General features: G+C 45.2%; 16 protein-coding genes, 1 pseudogene and 1 other annotated feature. Of the genes and pseudogenes, 13 read left to right on the plus strand and 4 right to left on the minus strand.

Features of this window, described 5'->3' with window-relative positions:
* Positions 1–86: 86 nt before the first annotated feature.
* The 5 genes from ACETMN_RS13995 to ACETMN_RS14015 all read left to right on the plus strand — a co-directional run bounded on the left by ACETMN_RS13995 (position 87) and on the right by ACETMN_RS14015 (position 2,863).
* Positions 87–662 carry a GNAT family N-acetyltransferase gene (locus ACETMN_RS13995; protein ID WP_411736250.1) on the plus strand — a complete coding sequence of 192 codons (576 nt, stop codon included), beginning with the start codon at positions 87–89 and terminating at the stop codon, positions 660–662.
* A 121-nt stretch (positions 663–783) separates the two neighbouring features.
* On the plus strand, positions 784–1,629 hold the full coding sequence (locus ACETMN_RS14000; protein WP_411736251.1) for a S8 family serine peptidase: 846 nt from the start codon (positions 784–786) through the stop codon (positions 1,627–1,629).
* On the plus strand, positions 1,584–1,805 hold the full coding sequence (locus ACETMN_RS14005; protein WP_411736252.1) for a hypothetical protein: 222 nt from the start codon (positions 1,584–1,586) through the stop codon (positions 1,803–1,805). Before ACETMN_RS14000 ends, ACETMN_RS14005 begins: the two co-directional genes overlap by 46 nt.
* A gap of 15 nt (positions 1,806–1,820) precedes the next feature.
* The gene (locus tag ACETMN_RS14010; protein ID WP_411736253.1) at positions 1,821–2,246 is read left to right on the plus strand and encodes a hypothetical protein; all 426 of its coding nucleotides are present in this window, start codon (positions 1,821–1,823) and stop codon (positions 2,244–2,246) included.
* A 35-nt stretch (positions 2,247–2,281) separates the two neighbouring features.
* Positions 2,282–2,863 carry a GNAT family N-acetyltransferase gene (locus ACETMN_RS14015; protein ID WP_411736254.1) on the plus strand — a complete coding sequence of 194 codons (582 nt, stop codon included), beginning with the start codon at positions 2,282–2,284 and terminating at the stop codon, positions 2,861–2,863.
* A gap of 120 nt (positions 2,864–2,983) precedes the next feature.
* Here ACETMN_RS14015 and ACETMN_RS14020 read toward each other — a convergent pair whose 3' ends face one another.
* Entirely contained in the window at positions 2,984–3,343 is a 360-nt protein-coding gene (locus ACETMN_RS14020) for a MerR family transcriptional regulator (RefSeq protein WP_091016682.1), read from the minus strand.
* 101 nt (positions 3,344–3,444) lie between these two features.
* On the opposite strand from ACETMN_RS14020, the gene ACETMN_RS14025 reads away from it, so the two are divergent.
* Positions 3,445–4,155 carry an SDR family NAD(P)-dependent oxidoreductase gene (locus ACETMN_RS14025; protein WP_091016680.1) on the plus strand — a complete coding sequence of 237 codons (711 nt, stop codon included), beginning with the start codon at positions 3,445–3,447 and terminating at the stop codon, positions 4,153–4,155.
* A 590-nt stretch (positions 4,156–4,745) separates the two neighbouring features.
* Here the strand turns inward: ACETMN_RS14025 and ACETMN_RS14030 are convergent.
* Together ACETMN_RS14030 and ACETMN_RS14035 are read right to left on the minus strand one after the other, a co-directional pair.
* The gene (locus ACETMN_RS14030) at positions 4,746–6,263 is read right to left on the minus strand and encodes a sensor histidine kinase (protein WP_411736255.1); all 1,518 of its coding nucleotides are present in this window, start codon (positions 6,261–6,263) and stop codon (positions 4,746–4,748) included.
* Positions 6,263–6,946, minus strand: a complete 684-nt coding sequence (locus ACETMN_RS14035) for a response regulator transcription factor (RefSeq protein WP_091017711.1) — start codon at positions 6,944–6,946, stop codon at positions 6,263–6,265. Before ACETMN_RS14035 ends, ACETMN_RS14030 begins: the two co-directional genes overlap by 1 nt.
* A 227-nt stretch (positions 6,947–7,173) precedes the next feature.
* Here ACETMN_RS14035 and ACETMN_RS14040 point away from each other — a divergent pair.
* From ACETMN_RS14040 to asd, 6 genes and pseudogenes are all read left to right on the plus strand, one after another.
* Positions 7,174–9,339, plus strand: a pseudogene (locus ACETMN_RS14040) (glycosyltransferase family 39 protein).
* A 277-nt stretch (positions 9,340–9,616) separates the two neighbouring features.
* On the plus strand, positions 9,617–10,603 hold the full coding sequence (locus tag ACETMN_RS14045; protein WP_411736256.1) for a glycosyltransferase family 2 protein: 987 nt from the start codon (positions 9,617–9,619) through the stop codon (positions 10,601–10,603).
* Complete coding sequence (locus ACETMN_RS14050) at positions 10,596–10,988, plus strand: GtrA family protein (RefSeq protein ID WP_149846586.1); 393 nt, start codon at positions 10,596–10,598, stop codon at positions 10,986–10,988. Before ACETMN_RS14045 ends, ACETMN_RS14050 begins: the two co-directional genes overlap by 8 nt.
* A gap of 57 nt (positions 10,989–11,045) precedes the next feature.
* Positions 11,046–11,918, plus strand: a complete 873-nt coding sequence (gene galU / locus ACETMN_RS14055; protein WP_091016669.1) for a UTP--glucose-1-phosphate uridylyltransferase GalU — start codon at positions 11,046–11,048, stop codon at positions 11,916–11,918.
* 151 nt (positions 11,919–12,069) lie between these two features.
* Positions 12,070–12,915, plus strand: a complete 846-nt coding sequence (locus tag ACETMN_RS14060; RefSeq protein WP_091016668.1) for a class I SAM-dependent methyltransferase — start codon at positions 12,070–12,072, stop codon at positions 12,913–12,915.
* A gap of 79 nt (positions 12,916–12,994) precedes the next feature.
* Positions 12,995–13,271, plus strand: a binding site (T-box leader).
* A gap of 169 nt (positions 13,272–13,440) precedes the next feature.
* On the plus strand, positions 13,441–14,526 hold the full coding sequence (asd, locus tag ACETMN_RS14065) for an aspartate-semialdehyde dehydrogenase (RefSeq protein ID WP_074094892.1): 1,086 nt from the start codon (positions 13,441–13,443) through the stop codon (positions 14,524–14,526).
* A 166-nt stretch (positions 14,527–14,692) separates the two neighbouring features.
* Here asd and ACETMN_RS14070 read toward each other — a convergent pair whose 3' ends face one another.
* Complete coding sequence (locus tag ACETMN_RS14070) at positions 14,693–15,187, minus strand: MerR family transcriptional regulator (protein ID WP_192131805.1); 495 nt, start codon at positions 15,185–15,187, stop codon at positions 14,693–14,695.
* 173 nt (positions 15,188–15,360) lie between these two features.
* Between ACETMN_RS14070 and ACETMN_RS14075 the strand changes: the two genes are divergently transcribed.
* On the plus strand, positions 15,361–16,212 hold the full coding sequence (locus tag ACETMN_RS14075; protein WP_091016664.1) for an aldo/keto reductase: 852 nt from the start codon (positions 15,361–15,363) through the stop codon (positions 16,210–16,212).
* The last annotated feature ends 34 nt before the right edge of the window (positions 16,213–16,246 follow it).

Genomic DNA, 16,246 nt, shown 5'->3' on the forward strand with positions numbered 1-16,246 from the left:
AACAAATCTCCTCCAATTCCACATTATGGGTTATTATGTTTGTAGCTCGAAGTAAAAATCTGGTTAAATATGCGGGGGGACTTGGGATGAGAGAGATCGATTATAGTCAATATTTCTGGCAGGATGATAAGGTCAGACTACGTGCTTTGCGTGAGGAAGATTGGGAGGATCATTATTATAACCGCTTTGATACACCTGCCCGTCGGTTATTGGAGTGTGCAGTAGAGTTACCGCCAACCCATGTTGAAGCGAAGAATTTCACGGATAACTTCTCTGATTTTTCTTTAGCCAAAGGACGGATCATGTTTACCATTGTAAATATGGATGGTGAAAATGTCGGAGGTGTGAATCTGAATAGCATTGATGAAAGGAACGGTACCTTTAGCATTGGTATTCAAATTGATAGGGATCATCGAGGAAAAGGATACGGAACCAGAGCCGTTCGAATCTTGTTGAAGTATGCCTTCTTCGAGCGCAGGCTCAACAAATTTAATGATTCTGTACTCGAAGGAAATGAACCTTCTGCAGCCATGATGAGAAAACTTGGATGTGTTCAGGAAGGTGTCCGTCGTCAGGTGATCTATATGGATGGAAAATACCAGGATATGATCCTCTTTGGATTAACCAAAGATGAGTTTATGGCAAAAGAGAGCCTTGTTTGATTCCAGTATAAATAAGATCGCCAGGGTGCTCGAAATCTGCCAATTTTAGTTGGATCAATGATAATGTACATTAAGCGGAAGGCGAGAGTATTCTAATGATATCAAAATCTGAGGTGATCGTGTGGACAGAGCAATACCCGATCCGACATGGAAAAGGTTAGGTTTTGCTGAACAACCTGATTTTCATACTTCTGGTCTGGGTGTGGGGATTGTAATTATCGATTCAATTAAACCACATCATCTCGTAAATCACTTAAATACACGAATCAAATGTGTTGCCGTACATGAAAATATGACTGTCACTGTGCGAGACATTTCATCTATGAACAGGGAGGAGGATAAACAGAAAGGTGAACATGGCCTTATGAGTGTACTGGCTTTAGCCCATGAACCTATTCTGTTAGAGGAACAAATTCACGTCGGGATTGCACCAGCAGCAACATTTATCGTTTTAGATCATGGCGCATTTACAACTGGAGAAGGAGAACGTCTGAAAAAAGGAATGGATTGGATTCTTGAACATGGGGTCGAATGGAATATAAAAATTATTTTAAGCACTGGTTGGCAGGCATTAGATAATGAAGTTCATCTTAAAAATACGAGTGAAAACTCAACGGTTAAAGCACTGGCAACAGCTGTGCAACAGGGCATTTTGGTTATTTGTTCGAATGGAAATACACGTTTAAATAACATCATGCCTCCAATACAATATCTAGCAGTAGGAGGCTATGTTGATCGTGGAAAGGCCGATCGTTCATTACACGTTCCTTTCCCTGATGAACCTTATGGCAGAAATGGAGATGGTCACTTTAGGCCAGATATATTAGCGCCCAGACTACACCTTACAATCCCTCTTATGAAACTGAAGATTCGGGTCAGCGCGTATCTTTTTATGGGGGGACCTCTGGAGCTGCTGCGCTTGTGGCTGGTGTTGCGGCCCATTTGTTCTCCCAATTTCCGAGTTTAAGTTCCGAGATGCTGAGAAACTTATTAGTCGAGCATGGAGAACCACTTGAGGATGATGATAACCTGGCTCCTCGAATTAATGTTGAGAATACAATTCGTTATATGAACAGGGCAGATAAGCTAAGGTACATAACAAAAACTTTACCCATCGTAAGTATAAAAAATCAAAATCTCTAAAACAAAATTCATTCAATGGATGATATTGAAAGAGCGCTCTCTTTAACAGTTTTGGTGGAGAGGGGGGGATTATCACGTGAAGAGATGTGGAGCTTCACTAAGGATTCATCCGCTATTGTTCGTAAAATTGCAGTATCGACCCTCAGCGAACCGATGAACGAACGAGAGCGAAAGTTGTATTGGGTGTATTTAATGAATGAAACAGAAGGGGGAGTGCGTGGATGGTATATGCATGGATTATTGCAAAATGCTCCAAAGGAGGAAATACATAAATGGATAAATTGGTCAACAGATATTAACTGGTCGGTTCGATGGTGTGTTAGCGAATATTTGGCTCAATATCCAGAGTGTTTTCCCCAACTGGAAAAAACCCAAGATCCTGACGCTATACATATCAAGGCATTGCCTTTAAGGCAATGGTTCACGACTCTATTTCTATAATGATGTAACGTAAATCAGTATGTGGAGGTAACCTTATGAAACAGACCATTTCAAGTGATGAATTAATCATTGATTGCAAGGATATTTATTTGCGCGAGTATCGACTTGAGGACTTAGAGAAACTGCAAGAAATTACGTGGCAACCTGAGGTGTATGAATTGTTACCGGGATGGAACGCTACGATTGAAGACAGGACCCTGTGGCTCACCGAATATGAAATCCCTGAAAATCAGCGTTTTAAACAAGCTGTGATGGCGGGAGGCAATATCGGAGAGTTATATTTACGTATGGCTATCGTACTTAAAGAGAATGATGAGTTCATAGGATGGTGCTGCTCAGGGATCAAGGACGAACTGCCAGCACCCAATCGGGAGATTATGTATGGTATTTCGAAACACTTCAGGAATCGTGGCTATACAACGCAGGCAGTAAAAGGAATGACGGAGTATTTGTTTGAACATACAAACGTTGAAATATTAAATGCCATCGCTTTGACTACCAATCAAGCATCCAACAAGGTCATACAGAAATGTGATTTTGAACGGTTAAATTTGATCGAGATCGAGGATGAACCCTATATCCATTATCAACTGTGTAAGCGCGAAGGTCTTTTTTGATTGAACTTTTTTATCCTCTTTAAAATCGCTATAGGTTAAACACTTCTTCAGATCAGGTTAGACAGTTATTGCTGGCTGCCTGATCTTTTTCTTTCATTTAATTTATAGGACAAGATTATTTTAAAAATTTTCTCCTCGATAATAGCGCTCCAGTTTGTTATCCAAATGAACAAGCTGCGCTTTTTTCTCCTCGATATCATTCAGCAACTTTTGCTTTTGGTCCTCAATCAGCTTGGTTCTCTCCTTCAGGGTGGAGGTTCCTTCATTGACCTGATCATAATACTTTTTGATGTCTTCCACACTCATCCCCGTTTCGCGAAGGCATTTGATAAAGACCAGCCAGTTCAGATCATCCTCCAAATAAAGACGGTTATTCTGCTCATTTCGTGCAGCAGGTTTCAGCAGTCCCTTTCTTTCATAAAAGCGGATCGCTCCAATTGAAATCTCAACTTTTTTCGCTACTTCTCCAATCGTTAACATGTGAATCTCCCTTTTATAAAAATAATTTGACCTACACTAAGTGTAGCATAGTAACTTATACATTGTTAAATAAAAATCATATTAGGGAAAGAAGGATTCGCATGAAAAAGACTGTTTTTGTAACCGGAGCAAATAAAGGAATTGGATATGAAATTGTAAAGCAGCTGGGTGAAGCAGGTTGGAAAGTTATCCTTGGCGCACGCAGTGTCGAACGAGGGGAAGCAGCTGTTTCGGAGTTAACTTCCAGGGGATTAGATGTAGAATTTGTACAGATCGACATGATCGACTTGAAGAGCATTGAGCAGGCAGCCGATACGATTCATAAGACTTATCCCGCAATAAACCTTCTAATCAATAACGCGGGTATGCCTGGTGCGTTCTCTCATTCCTTCACGGATACAAAAGAGGAAGACCTGCGGAACGCCTTCGAAGTGAACTTTTTCGGCACGTTCCGTTTGAATCAGCGCTTGTTCCCGTTAATCAAAGATAATGAAGGTACAATCATTAATGTATCGACCGACATGGCTTCTCTGGACCATATGCAAAATGCGGAATTTACTTTAAATGCCTTCGACTATAACTCATCCAAAACGGCCAACAGTGCCATGACACTTTCGATGGCTTATGAAGTCAGAAACAGCAGGGCTCAAGTCTTTGCAGTCACGCCCGGATTCACATCAACAGATCTTAACGGCAATGCCGAAGGCGGTAAATCAAAAGAAGCCGGCGCTGCGATTATCGTGCGCTATGCGACGGATGGTAAACGACATAACGGAGAATTCCTAGATGAAAATGGCGTGTACCCTTGGTAATCGACCGTTGCCAGAAGTAGTCAAAGAGCGGTATTAATTTTAGAGAATGTCTTCAAACTCAAATTTAAACTTAGGCAAGCTATACGATGATGGATACCATCGTCTCAAAAGTCTTGAGGTCCAAGATTGCTGATCCTGGCTAATCTTAGTGAATGCCTAGACGATTTTCTAACGAACTCAGAACGTCTTATTCGGCATCTAGGTACGCTTCTTAAATTGTAAGGAACATCAGACACGCTATTTCCAGAAATCCCCTTAGAAAAAAGCAGTAAATGGCTGTTTATTCTAGTATAACGTGGCTCAGGTTCATTAGATTTCTGGGGGAGCTTCAAATGCTTGAATAAGACGCCTCAGATTCGTTAGCCTGTAAAAATTAGGATACCACTATACTAATCAGATACAAAAAAGAATCCCCCCCTTCAGTTCTCAAACGAAATGAAAGGGGGATTCTTCATGCAATGAAAAGCCAAAATTAAAATGGAAGAAAAGTAGCGTTTGGAGAGCTTGACTAGTGCATGAATAATGATCAAGTAGATCTTACGTAGCGCTGCTATAGCCACCTTTTAGCTTGCGTAGAGCCGAAGCTCAGCCTAGACATCAGTCTTATGCAGCGGCAGCAAAATCATAAATTCAGTCCCCAAGCCTATTTGACTTCGTACTGTAATTTTCCCACCATGCGACTCCACAATCGAGCGGGTAATGGCTAGACCGAGACCTGCACCACCTTGTTTGCGCGAACGAGAACTACTTGTGCGGTAAAATCGCTCAAAGATATGGGGTAGATGTGCAGGTTCGATGCCTGTGCCGTTATCCTTTACCGACAATTCAGCCTTATGGTGCGTGGCATACAACGTAATGGAGATGGCTCCATGCTCTGGATCGGTGTGCTGCACCGCATTATGGAACAGATTCAGCACAACCTGTTTCAGCTTATAAGGGTCAGCCAGTACATGGACCGCAGCCGTCAGGTCGAGATGAATGGATCTCAACTGTGCCATCATCGCAAGTTGTGGTTGCATTTCGAGCAGAAGACTGTCCAGCTGAATGATCTCACGCTCCTGCTTCGGAGCCTGATCCAACTTGGTCAGGAGCAGTAAATCTTCAACCAGCTTGTTAATTCGTATTGATTCGCCGTGCATGCTGTCCAGTGCTTTATACAATTGATCTTGATTGGTCGCTGCACCACGCTGTAGAACTTCAATGAAGCCGTGAATGGAGGTAAGCGGAGTACGAAGCTCATGGGAAGCATCGGACAAGAATCGCTGCATCTGCTCTTTCGATTCCCGCTCCGCTTCGAACGAGTTCTCCAACCTTTCGAGCATGCCATTGAATGAAACTGCGAGCTGATCCACTTCCTCTTGTCCCTGAACGACGGGAAGGCGTTCTGCGAGGCTGCCTGCATCGATCTGCTGTACTTTATTCACCATGTTGGACAGGGGAACCAGCGTCCGGCGTAATACCTTAGTGTATAAAATAAGACCGGCTACCATGGCCAACAGTGATAACATGAGGAAGATCAGAAGCTGTTTAATAATCAAGTCTCTCAGTGGCTTCGTAGCTGTGCCCATCTGGACCATGGGTAAGCCTCGATTGCGTGGACCCGGTGAGGCGAATACAATCAATTGTTCATTCCCCTGGCTATCCGTTACGATCCGGTAGGGAATATGTTTTTGTTCTTTCAACTCTTCTGTAATATCTTGATATTCAACGTTTGATAGATGAGGGGCTTTCAGACCGTCTTCTCCAAAAACATCTTCGAACGTATCTTGATTATCAAACAGGGCCAGTGAACGGTCCGGAATAAATAGCACCCGATTGCCAGATCCGTTACCTGCCTGTCCACCGAAAGGATTGTTGGGAGAGCCACTACGTGATTGAATTCCGAGCCAAACCGGGGGCATGGACATGAGCTGTTCTTCCATGGTTTTTGCCTGATTCCGATAGAGAAAGCTTTCCATGATCCAGAATTGCAGGATACCGATTAACAATAGTAGCCCAGCAAGCAATAACAGAGAACGTGAGAACAATTGAGAACGCAGTGAACGGGGCCAGATCCATTGGTGAAGACGTCTTAAACGAAGTTTATTTTTCTTAGGCAGCGAGTTCATTAGAGATCCACCCTGTAACCGACACCTCGAAGCGTGCGAATGAGTTTATGCTCTTTATCCCCGAGTTTGTCGCGCAAGGAGCGAACGTATACCTCCACAATATTTTCTTCCCCGCCAAAATCATACCCCCACACCCGGCTTAGAATGGTCGCTTTGCTAAGTACAATCCCATGATTAAGCACAATAAATTTTAACAGTTCGTATTCGGTAGGAGATAGCTCCAGGACCTGATTCTGATAGGTTATTTCTTTGCGCTGATCATCAATTCGGAAGGGACCGTGGGTGACAGCTCCTATTAATAAAGGAAATTGATTGCGTAGTCTGGCCTGAATCCGAGCGAGCAGCTCGTCGAAGGCAAAGGGTTTGATCATGTAATCGTCAGCACCTAGCCAAAGGCCCTTAACCCGATTCTCGACTTCGTCCTTCGCTGTCAGCATAATAACGCCAACCTGAGTTCCGGTCTTACGAAGTCGCTCGACCACTTCGAATCCATCCATCTCTGGCATCATGACATCCAGAATAGCCATATGTGGCCTGAATTCAAGTGCCAACTCAAGCGCAGCCGCTCCATCCGGTGCCGTACGCACATCGAAGCCTTCATTGCTTAATCCAAGCTCCAGAAATTGCAAAATATGCGGTTCATCATCAGCCAATAATATTTTAATTCCGCTGCTAAGCTTCATAATGCGGGGTTCCTCCTTGCTTGCTTCCATCTTAGTTCTCCCTCAATTAAGAGAGGGACTGTATGTTGTATTATCGCTTGCCAAACTGAAATTTAGCTGAAAGGATTGTGAATTATCCTCAGACAACATTCAGCGGGTACTCATCCCAGTTTTATTTTGGCATGTCACAATATTAGACATGAAGAACTTTGAAGGAGTGATTAACATTGAATAACACCAAAAGAAGGATGGATCTTGTCCTTCTGCCGATTGTATTACTGGCGGCGTTTCTGAATGGGTACGGTATCTGGAACGATCAATATGCCAATTCCTACTATACGACTGCCGTTGGTAGTATGCTCAGCAACTTCCATAACTTTTTCTATGCTTCATTAGACTCGGCAGGCTCGGTCACTGTAGATAAACCACCTGTTGTCTTCTGGATTCAAACGGCCTTTGCCTATGTCTTCGGATTGCACGGATGGAGTGTTATTTTGCCTCAGGTATTAGCGGGGATCGGTTCGGTGCTCCTGATCTATTTTATGGTGAAACCTACATACGGTCTTGCAGCAGCACGGATCTCGGCGCTTGCAATGGCGACTGTGCCTGTCGTGGCGGCAGTCAGCCGGACCAACAATATTGACAGTATGCTGGTGTTTACACTACTGCTGGGTTCATGATTTTTGTTCAAAGGCAGCAAACAAGGCAATGCTTGGCGCATTCTCGTTGCCTTTGGGTTAATAGGCATAGCCTTTAATATGAAAATGCTTCAAGCCTACATGATTCTCCCGGCTTTTTATTTGTTCTATTTGCTCGCATTTCAGGCGAAATGGAGAAGGAAGATCATCCTGCTGTTCGGCAGCACAGCAGTTCTGGTGGTCGTTTCCTTATCCTGGGCGGTGACTGTGGATTCCATACCCGAAGACCAAAGACCTTATATCGGCAGCAGTGAAACGAACTCGGTCATGGAACTCGCCTTTGGATACAATGGTCTGGCTCGCCTAACGGGCCAGCAGAATACGGCAGGTAACGCAGGTATGCCAAATGGGATCGGACAGGGAAACAATCGTGGCAATCGAGGAGACTTGTCTTCAGGCCCTAATCAGACAGGCAGTGGTGTTCCTGAGGCTGGGCACGATGTCGATGCACCGGATAACGATAATATGAATGGTTCGAACGGTACAAACGCCATGGGCGGCATGAATAGGCCGAATGGTAATTTCCCGAACGGACAGATGCCAAATGATATGGAAATGCCAAACGGAAGAAATTTTGGTGGTAATGGTGGCGGAGGCATGGGGGGCATGTTTGGTACAGGGGAGAAAGGTCCTCTGCGTCTGTTCCAGACTGAACTGTCGGGTCAAGCAAGTTGGCTATTGCCAGTTGTGCTGCTTGGGTGCATTGCCATATTTGCAGGGTTAAGACGGAGAAGTATAACCAGCAAGCACAAGGAGGCCTTGTTCTGGTTGGCCTGGCTGCTTCCGGTTGCTGCCTTTTTCAGTGTGGCAGGTTTCTTCCATCAATATTATCTGATTATGCTTGCACCTCCAATTGCAGCGCTGACTGGTGCAGGATTTGTAGCGATGTGGAAATTATATCGTGATCGCAGCGGATGGCCGGCATGGTTGCTTCCGGTGTCCGTGCTGCTGACGACACTGTTTGGCTGGTATATCATGCAGGCGTATAACGATACGATTGGTGCAGGATGGTCCATAAGTGAATTAATTGCAGGCATTCTGGTCACGGTCATCCTGGTCGTTATGCTTCATCGCACACATCGATGGAAACAGGGCTTCATTATTGCGGGATTCATGGTGATGCTGATCGGTCCAATTTACTGGGCATTCACCCCAATTACTTATGGTGGCAACAGCATGATTCCGGCAGCGGGACCTACTGGTTCCAATGGCATGTTTGGTGGAGCAGGAATGGGCATGCCGATGGGGAACAGTGCAGGAGATACAGAAATGCCTTCAAGGGGTGGTCGTGGCGGAATGGGCAGCCGTAACGAAGAAGTGGATACAGCCACATTGAATTATCTGAAAGAACATAATACAGGCGAAACGTATCTCTTCGCCACTACGGACTACAATCAGGCAGCACCTTATATCATCGATGAGAAAGAAGCAGTGATCACGCTTGGCGGTTTTTCCGGATCAGACCCGGTGTACACAACAGAGGAACTTGAGCAACTCGTCAAGAGCGGGCAAGTGAAATACTTCATGGTTGGTGGCATGGGTGGTCGCGGAGGAAACTCAGAAATTACCGATTGGATCAAAGAGCATGGAACCGAGATACCAACGTCAGAATGGAAGACAGGCACCGACAGCGGATCTATGGATAACGGAGACACCGGAAACAGAGCTGGCTTTGGATTTAGCGGACAGACCACCTTGTACGAAGTGAAATTGTAGCTATATAAATTGAACTTGTCATTTACACGATAACGGAGAGGACAGAAAAAACCTGAAAAAGCGAAGCGTTCGCCTACAAGCTTTCTGCAAGAAAGCTACATCGGAAGCATACGCTATCACCGGATTTTCCCTTTAGAAAGGGAATCAAAAAATCTGGGGATAACAGCGATTGGAAGGTTGTTCTGTCATCGAAGTGTGCAGTGTAAATATTCTCTAGTTCAATTTATATAGAGTGAAAATCTCGAACGAAGTCCATTGGAAAAGGGAGGGGACGAACATGGCTCAAGCGTACCGATACAGCATTATTATTCCCATGTATAACGAGGAAGCGGTGATCGAGGAGACTTATCGGCGTCTGAAGAAGGTCATGGGCAGCACAGGAGAGAGCTATGAACTGTTGTTTGTCAATGATGGCAGCGTGGATCGAAGTGCACAGATGATCCGTGATTACGCACGTTGGGACGAGAGTGTGAAGCTGATTGATTTTGCCCGTAACTTCGGACATCAGATTGCGATAACAGCGGGTATGGATTACGCAGTGGGGGATGCGGTGGTTATTATTGATGCGGATCTGCAGGACCCTCCCGAACTGATACTGGATATGATCGCCAAATGGAAAGAGGGTTATGAAGTCGTATATGCCCGTCGCACCAGACGAAGTGGAGAAACTCGCTTCAAGAAATGGTCGGCAAGTCTGTTCTATCGTGTACTTCGTGCCTCAACGGATACGGATATCCCAGTGGACACCGGAGATTTTCGCCTGATTGACCGCAAAGTATGTGATGAGATGAAACGTCTTCCGGAGAAAAACCGATTTGTGCGCGGGTTGGTCAGTTGGGTTGGATTTCGTCAGACGGCTATTGAATATGAACGTGATGAACGTCTGGCAGGCGAAACAAAATATCCGCTAAAACGCATGCTGAAGCTGAGCCTGGACGGCATTACTTCATTTTCGTATAAACCGCTCAAACTTGCAGGTTATGTAGGTGCGATCCTGTCGGTTGGCGGATTCATCTATATGTTAACGGTTATTGTTTCGGCCATATTTACGGATTCAACAATTAAGGGATGGCCATCCATTGTGAGTATCATGCTGATGTTTAATGGATTCATCCTGATCATGCTGGGTATTCTGGGCGAGTACGTTGGCCGAATCTATGATGAGACCAAGGCACGTCCACTATACATTGTAAGAGATGTGGTTCAGGCCGAGAGTCAGCAAGCGCAATCCCGATTGACAGCCCGAGTTGCTCATCATGACTAAGCGTCTGGTAACAATCTTCAAGTTTGGTATTGTAGGTGTTGCGAATACGGTAGTGGATGCGTTGGTGTTTGCTTTACTCGCAGTGGTCGGTGTGCCGGTTCTGATTGCCCAGGTAATCTCGTACAGCTGCGGTGTTGCGAACAGTTATTGGCTGAATGGTAGGTGGACTTTTCGAAATGCGGCACGAGGGGGTAACGCTAGAGCGAAACTTATTCGTTTTCTAATCACCAATCTCGTCGTTCTCGCGTTATCTGCCCTCATTCTGATGACTTTGCACGATATGTTGGGTTGGAGTCTCGTGATGAGCAAGATCCTGGCGACATTGATGGGAATGGTCCTGAACTATATGGCTAGTAGATATTGGGTGTTTCGTATAGCAACTTAGCTGCGCGCAGTATGAAATATTAGTTATACGAAGCATATGAAAGGAGTGTGTGATGAAATGCGAATTAAAAAAGCAGTTATTCCGGCAGCGGGTCTCGGAACTCGGTTCCTGCCAGCGACCAAAGCACAGCCCAAAGAGATGTTACCGATTGTAGACAAACCAGCTATCCAATACATTGTTGAAGAAGCAGTGCAATCAGGCATTGAGAATATCCTCATTGTGACCGGACGCAACAAAAAATCCATAGAGGATCATTTTGATAAATCAGTTGAACTTGAACATTCGTTATACGCCAAGGGCAAACAGTCTTTGTTGGAAGAGGTGCAAGCGATCAGCGAGATGGCCAATATTCATTTTATTCGTCAAAAAGAACCGCTTGGTCTGGGGCATGCCATTGGTTGTGCACGGCAGTTTGTAGGAGATGATGCCTTCGCAGTACTGCTCGGTGATGACATTATGGTGTCTGATCCGCCTGCACTTGCCCAGATGGTTCATCTCTATGAAAAGACAGGTAATCAGATTATAGGTGTCCGTCAGGTAGACACGGCAAATGTGAGCAAATATGGCATCATTGATTCCAACGGTGCAGAGGACCGGGTTCATCGAGTCACTAATTTGGTTGAAAAACCTTCCCTTGCAGAAGCCCCATCCCGAACAGCTGTAATGGGACGATACATTCTGAAACCCTCCATTTTTCCAATCCTTGATCAGATTGAGAGAGGGGCTGGAGGGGAATATCAGTTAACGGATGCCTTGAAAGAAGTAAGTCAGATGGAGGAATTGTTAGCCCTTGAACTGAAAGGACATCGCTACGATATTGGCGATCAATTCGGATATATTCAGGCGATCTTGGAGATCGGACTTATGCGCAAGGAATTAGAGCCCATGCTGACACCCTATCTTCAGAAGCTTGCAACCCAGTGGGCATAGGCCTTGATATGTAGCAGAGGTCCACATCTGCTGCTGCAAGATAGGCTCTTCTTCGTACATGGTTCTTTCATAGAATCCAGCATTGTACAATTTTTCCAGTAACGCTACAATGAGCAAGTAGTTCAAGTTGCTCTTTGAGGAGTGAGGAATCATGAATGAATCTATCATCAGGGACCTTATTAAGTATATGGACGTGGAGGACAACGCCGCCATTCAGTACATTCAGACTGAGCATCGGATGAAACTGGGACTCTTTTGGGGAATCAAGGAAGGAAGCCGTGTTCTGGAAATCGGGTGTGGTCAGGGAGATACAACGGCCGTGCTTGCACATCTGGTGGGGGAGCATGGGTACGTTCATGGTGTAGATATTGCTCCAGAGGATTATGGTTCACCGCTGACCGTAGGCGAAGCGGCAGCCAAGCTACGGAGTTCTCCGCTGGGTGATCGAATTCGAATGGATTATGATTTTGACATTTTAAGTGATCAAGCCCAATTTGCCGAGAATGAGTTTGATGTGATCGTACTTTCCCATTGTTCCTGGTACTTGAAATCGTTTGACGAACTCGCCCAGATTCTTAGCAAGGTCAGGACATGGGGACATCAGTTATGTTTTGCCGAATGGGATGCACGCGTTACAGATGTGAGCCAGCTCTCTCACTGGTTATCTGTTCTCATTCAGTCCCAGGTCGAATGTTACAAGGAGAACAGCTTCTCCAATGTGCGTACGCTTTTTACACCGGAGGATATACAAGAACTTGTCACTTCGGCAGGCTGGACGATCAAGGAAGAGGCTTCAATCCATTCTCCTGAGCTGCAAGACGGTCGGTGGGAAACTGAAATGACACTGGCAGAAGCACCTGTGGAACTGAAACTGCTTCCGATTCCTGACAAAGTAAAAACACTTCTTCTTTCCGAACTGAAATTACTCAGAACACATCGAGCCTCGGGGCCTGGGAGCCCACTGGGTACGTATGCAATTGTTGCCAACAAACAGTAAGAAATTAACGTGTGAATTTCAATATCCAAAAAAAATGTGTTTACTTCATCACGGTAATTTTGATATTATAATCGCAATATCAAATGCGACGAAGAGACGAGTAGATAAAAATCATTCTTTCAAAGAGAGCTCCGGTAGCTGAAAAGGAGTAAAGAATCTTTTATTGAATAAAGACTCAGAGCAGCACATCGGAACTTGGCATTAAGGGATGGTGTGACAGGCGCTCCTGTTACAGAGCTAGAGTATGGATGGTCTACAGCTTGCAATATGGTTGTATACCTTTACTTGAAGAGGCGGATATGGTGACATATTGGCGAATCTGGGTGGTACCACGAGAATTCAATCTCGTCCCTGAGACTATTGTCTTGGGGATGGGATTTTTTGGTTTTTTCGGGGCTGTGACTACACGCTTTGGAATTGCCTGAATAGTGTTAATTAGGAAGTCCATTTCATAATACGTTTTTAGTGAGTTATGAAATGGATCAATGAGAAGAATCACTTAAACCGAAAGGAAATGATGATTGAATGTCAGCAAAATTGAAAGTTGGTATCGTCGGTGGAACGGGAATGGTAGGTCAGCGTTTTGTAGACCTGCTCGATCAACATCCATGGTTTGAAGTAACAGCTATTTCTGCAAGCGCCAATTCGGCAGGTAAAACATATGAAGAATCCGTACAAGGCAGATGGAAACTCGCAGTTCCTATTCCGGAAGCGGTGAAGAAAATCGTGGTTCAAGATGCTTCGCAGGTCGAAGCTTTTGCCAGCCAGGTTGATTTTATTTTCTGTGCGGTTGATATGAAAAAGAATGAGATTCAAGCGCTCGAAGAGGCTTATGCCAAAACAGGAACACCTGTCGTATCCAACAACTCGGCTCACCGCTGGACAGCAGATGTACCCATGGTAATCCCTGAGATTAACCCGGGACATCTGGACGTAATCGAAGCTCAACGCAAACGTCTTGGTACGAAAACCGGATTCATTGCCGTAAAACCAAACTGCTCCATTCAGAGCTATGTGCCAGCGCTGCACGCCTTGCGTGAGTTCAATCCGACTCAGGTCGTAGCTTCCACGTATCAAGCCATCTCGGGAGCAGGTAAAAACTTTACGGACTGGCCGGATATGCTCGATAATGTCATTCCATACATCGGTGGCGAGGAAGAGAAGAGTGAGCAGGAACCACTACGCATTTGGGGTAGCATCGAGAACAATCAGATCGTCAAAGCTTCTGCTCCATTAATTACAACACAATGTATTCGTGTGCCGGTAACGGATGGGCATCTGGCTACCGTGTTTGTAAACTTCGAGAAAAAACCAAGCAAGGACGAAATTCTGGAGCGTTGGTTGCAGTTCAAAGGTCGTCCGCAGGAACTGGCTCTGCCAAGTGCACCAAAACAGTTCATTACGTATTTTGAAGAAGAGAACAGACCACAGACAAAACTGGATCGTGACATCGAACGCGGAATGGGTGTATCCACAGGCCGACTGCGCGAAGATTCACTCTATGATTACAAATTCGTTGGATTGTCCCACAACACGCTCCGCGGAGCGGCAGGTGGTGCGGTTCTGATCGCAGAACTGCTCAAAGCTGAAGGATATATTCAACCGAAATAAGCATCAAAGAATCAAGAACAGCAACAGATTTCTGCAAAGAATGATTAGATGAAAACCATCACTTGTTGATGGTTTTTTTTGTGGGCTATATCGGAAAACGGAGTGGAGTCATGGAGTGGTATGAAATATGTAAAGTAAAAAACGCCGACAGGATTGTCAGCGTTTTTTACTGCGCAGCTGCCGGGCACTGACTCGAAGCTTCGGTTTCAGGAAGAATACGACTCTTTAGCCGAGAAGCGGGACAGCTACCTTCTTCGTCGCGTTTGGTTTCCCAATTAATAGGATTGGTCATATCCGGGATGTGTTGCTCCAAAATGGCCTGATATTGACGTGCTTTCTCTTCCAAATGAGCAACACGGCTCTTGGCTTCTTCAAGCTGAATCAGCGCTGCTTCCTTGTACTCCATCATAAGTGCGAATCGTTGTGCAACGGTTGAATCTCCTTCAAGACAGAGATCGACGTACGTTTTAATGTTTTCAATCGGTAAGCCTGTCTGTTTAAGGCATTTGACGCCGTGCAGCCAGTTGATGGATTCCTCATCAAACACCCGAATGTTATTTTTATTGCGTTGAATGCTTGGAACCAAACCTTTATCCGTGTAAAAGCGTACCGCGTGCTCTGTGAGTCCCGTAAGCTGGGCAGCATCCTGAACCGTATACATATGTAATCCTCCTCGTAAAAAATATATTGGAGACCGCTTGACTTCGTGTAACACGAAGGAGCTAGGGTTATTGTAACGCAAGTCGGACGGAAGTGGAACAACTGCTTTTTTTGCTGAATTTCAGCAATATGTGAAGACTTGCGATTCACAATAGGACCTTAGGAGGCGTTAATATGCAAACTGTAACTTTAAATAATGGAGTGAAAATGCCGATCATCGGCTTTGGTGTCTACCAGGTTCCTGATGCCGATGAATGCGAGAACACGGTATATGAAGCATTGAAGGCAGGTTACCGCTTAATTGATACGGCCGCCGGATACCTGAACGAAGAAGCAGTTGGACGCGCGATCAAGCGCAGTGGCATACCGCGGGAAGAACTGTTTATCACGACCAAGCTATGGATTCAGGATGCCGGATATGAAAGTACCAAGCTGGCGTTTGCCAAATCGCTAAGTAAGCTGCAGCTCGATTATCTGGATATGTACCTCATTCATATGCCTTTTGGTGACTACTACGGCGCTTGGCGTGCGATGGAAGAACTGTACCGCGAGGGCAAGATCAAGGCAATTGGCGTCAGCAACTTCCTGCCAGACCGTCTGATGGACCTTATTGTTCATAACGAAATTGTGCCTGCCATCAATCAGATCGAAACACATCCGTTTCAACAGCAGGTCGACAGTGCTGCTTTTATGAAAGAACAGGGCATACAACACCAGTCATGGTCACCGTTTGCGGAAGGTCGCAACAATTTATTTAGCAACGAAGTGCTGGCTTCCATTGCCGAGAGACATAACAAATCCATCGCCCAGGTTGTACTCCGCTGGCTTGTGCAACAAGACATCGTGATTATTCCCAAATCGGTACGCAAAGAGCGGCTTATTGAGAACTTTGATATTTTCAATTTTGTACTGAGTCCGGAAGAGATCGCAACCATTGCCACGCTGGATACCAAGGAAAGTCTATTCATGAAGATTGACGACCCTAAAGTTGCCCAGATGCTAGGTAAGATGAAAGTGGATTTGTAAAAACAGAAACGAATGACTAGATTTACGAAGCGGA

Origin of the sequence: Paenibacillus sp. M2, assembly GCF_046713495.1 — a bacterium.
GTDB lineage: Bacteria > Bacillota > Bacilli > Paenibacillales > Paenibacillaceae > Paenibacillus > Paenibacillus amylolyticus_B.

What these genes read in the sequence shown, in the direction of transcription:
- ACETMN_RS14015 (WP_411736254.1), top strand. Translation starts at nt 2,282, where the DNA reads ATGAAACAGACCATTTCAAGTGATGAATTAATCATTGATTGCAAGGAT.
- ACETMN_RS13995 (WP_411736250.1), top strand. Translation starts at nt 87, where the DNA reads ATGAGAGAGATCGATTATAGTCAATATTTCTGGCAGGATGATAAGGTC.
- ACETMN_RS14070 (WP_192131805.1), bottom strand. Translation starts at nt 15,187, where the DNA reads ATGTATACGGTTCAGGATGCTGCCCAGCTTACGGGACTCACAGAGCAC.
- ACETMN_RS14045 (WP_411736256.1), top strand. Translation starts at nt 9,617, where the DNA reads ATGGCTCAAGCGTACCGATACAGCATTATTATTCCCATGTATAACGAG.
- ACETMN_RS14060 (WP_091016668.1), top strand. Translation starts at nt 12,070, where the DNA reads ATGAATGAATCTATCATCAGGGACCTTATTAAGTATATGGACGTGGAG.
- asd (WP_074094892.1), top strand. Translation starts at nt 13,441, where the DNA reads ATGTCAGCAAAATTGAAAGTTGGTATCGTCGGTGGAACGGGAATGGTA.
- ACETMN_RS14075 (WP_091016664.1), top strand. Translation starts at nt 15,361, where the DNA reads ATGCAAACTGTAACTTTAAATAATGGAGTGAAAATGCCGATCATCGGC.
- ACETMN_RS14020 (WP_091016682.1), bottom strand. Translation starts at nt 3,343, where the DNA reads ATGTTAACGATTGGAGAAGTAGCGAAAAAAGTTGAGATTTCAATTGGA.
- galU (WP_091016669.1), top strand. Translation starts at nt 11,046, where the DNA reads ATGCGAATTAAAAAAGCAGTTATTCCGGCAGCGGGTCTCGGAACTCGG.
- ACETMN_RS14010 (WP_411736253.1), top strand. Translation starts at nt 1,821, where the DNA reads ATGGATGATATTGAAAGAGCGCTCTCTTTAACAGTTTTGGTGGAGAGG.
- ACETMN_RS14050 (WP_149846586.1), top strand. Translation starts at nt 10,596, where the DNA reads ATGACTAAGCGTCTGGTAACAATCTTCAAGTTTGGTATTGTAGGTGTT.
- ACETMN_RS14030 (WP_411736255.1), bottom strand. Translation starts at nt 6,263, where the DNA reads ATGAACTCGCTGCCTAAGAAAAATAAACTTCGTTTAAGACGTCTTCAC.
- ACETMN_RS14035 (WP_091017711.1), bottom strand. Translation starts at nt 6,946, where the DNA reads ATGAAGCTTAGCAGCGGAATTAAAATATTATTGGCTGATGATGAACCG.
- ACETMN_RS14025 (WP_091016680.1), top strand. Translation starts at nt 3,445, where the DNA reads ATGAAAAAGACTGTTTTTGTAACCGGAGCAAATAAAGGAATTGGATAT.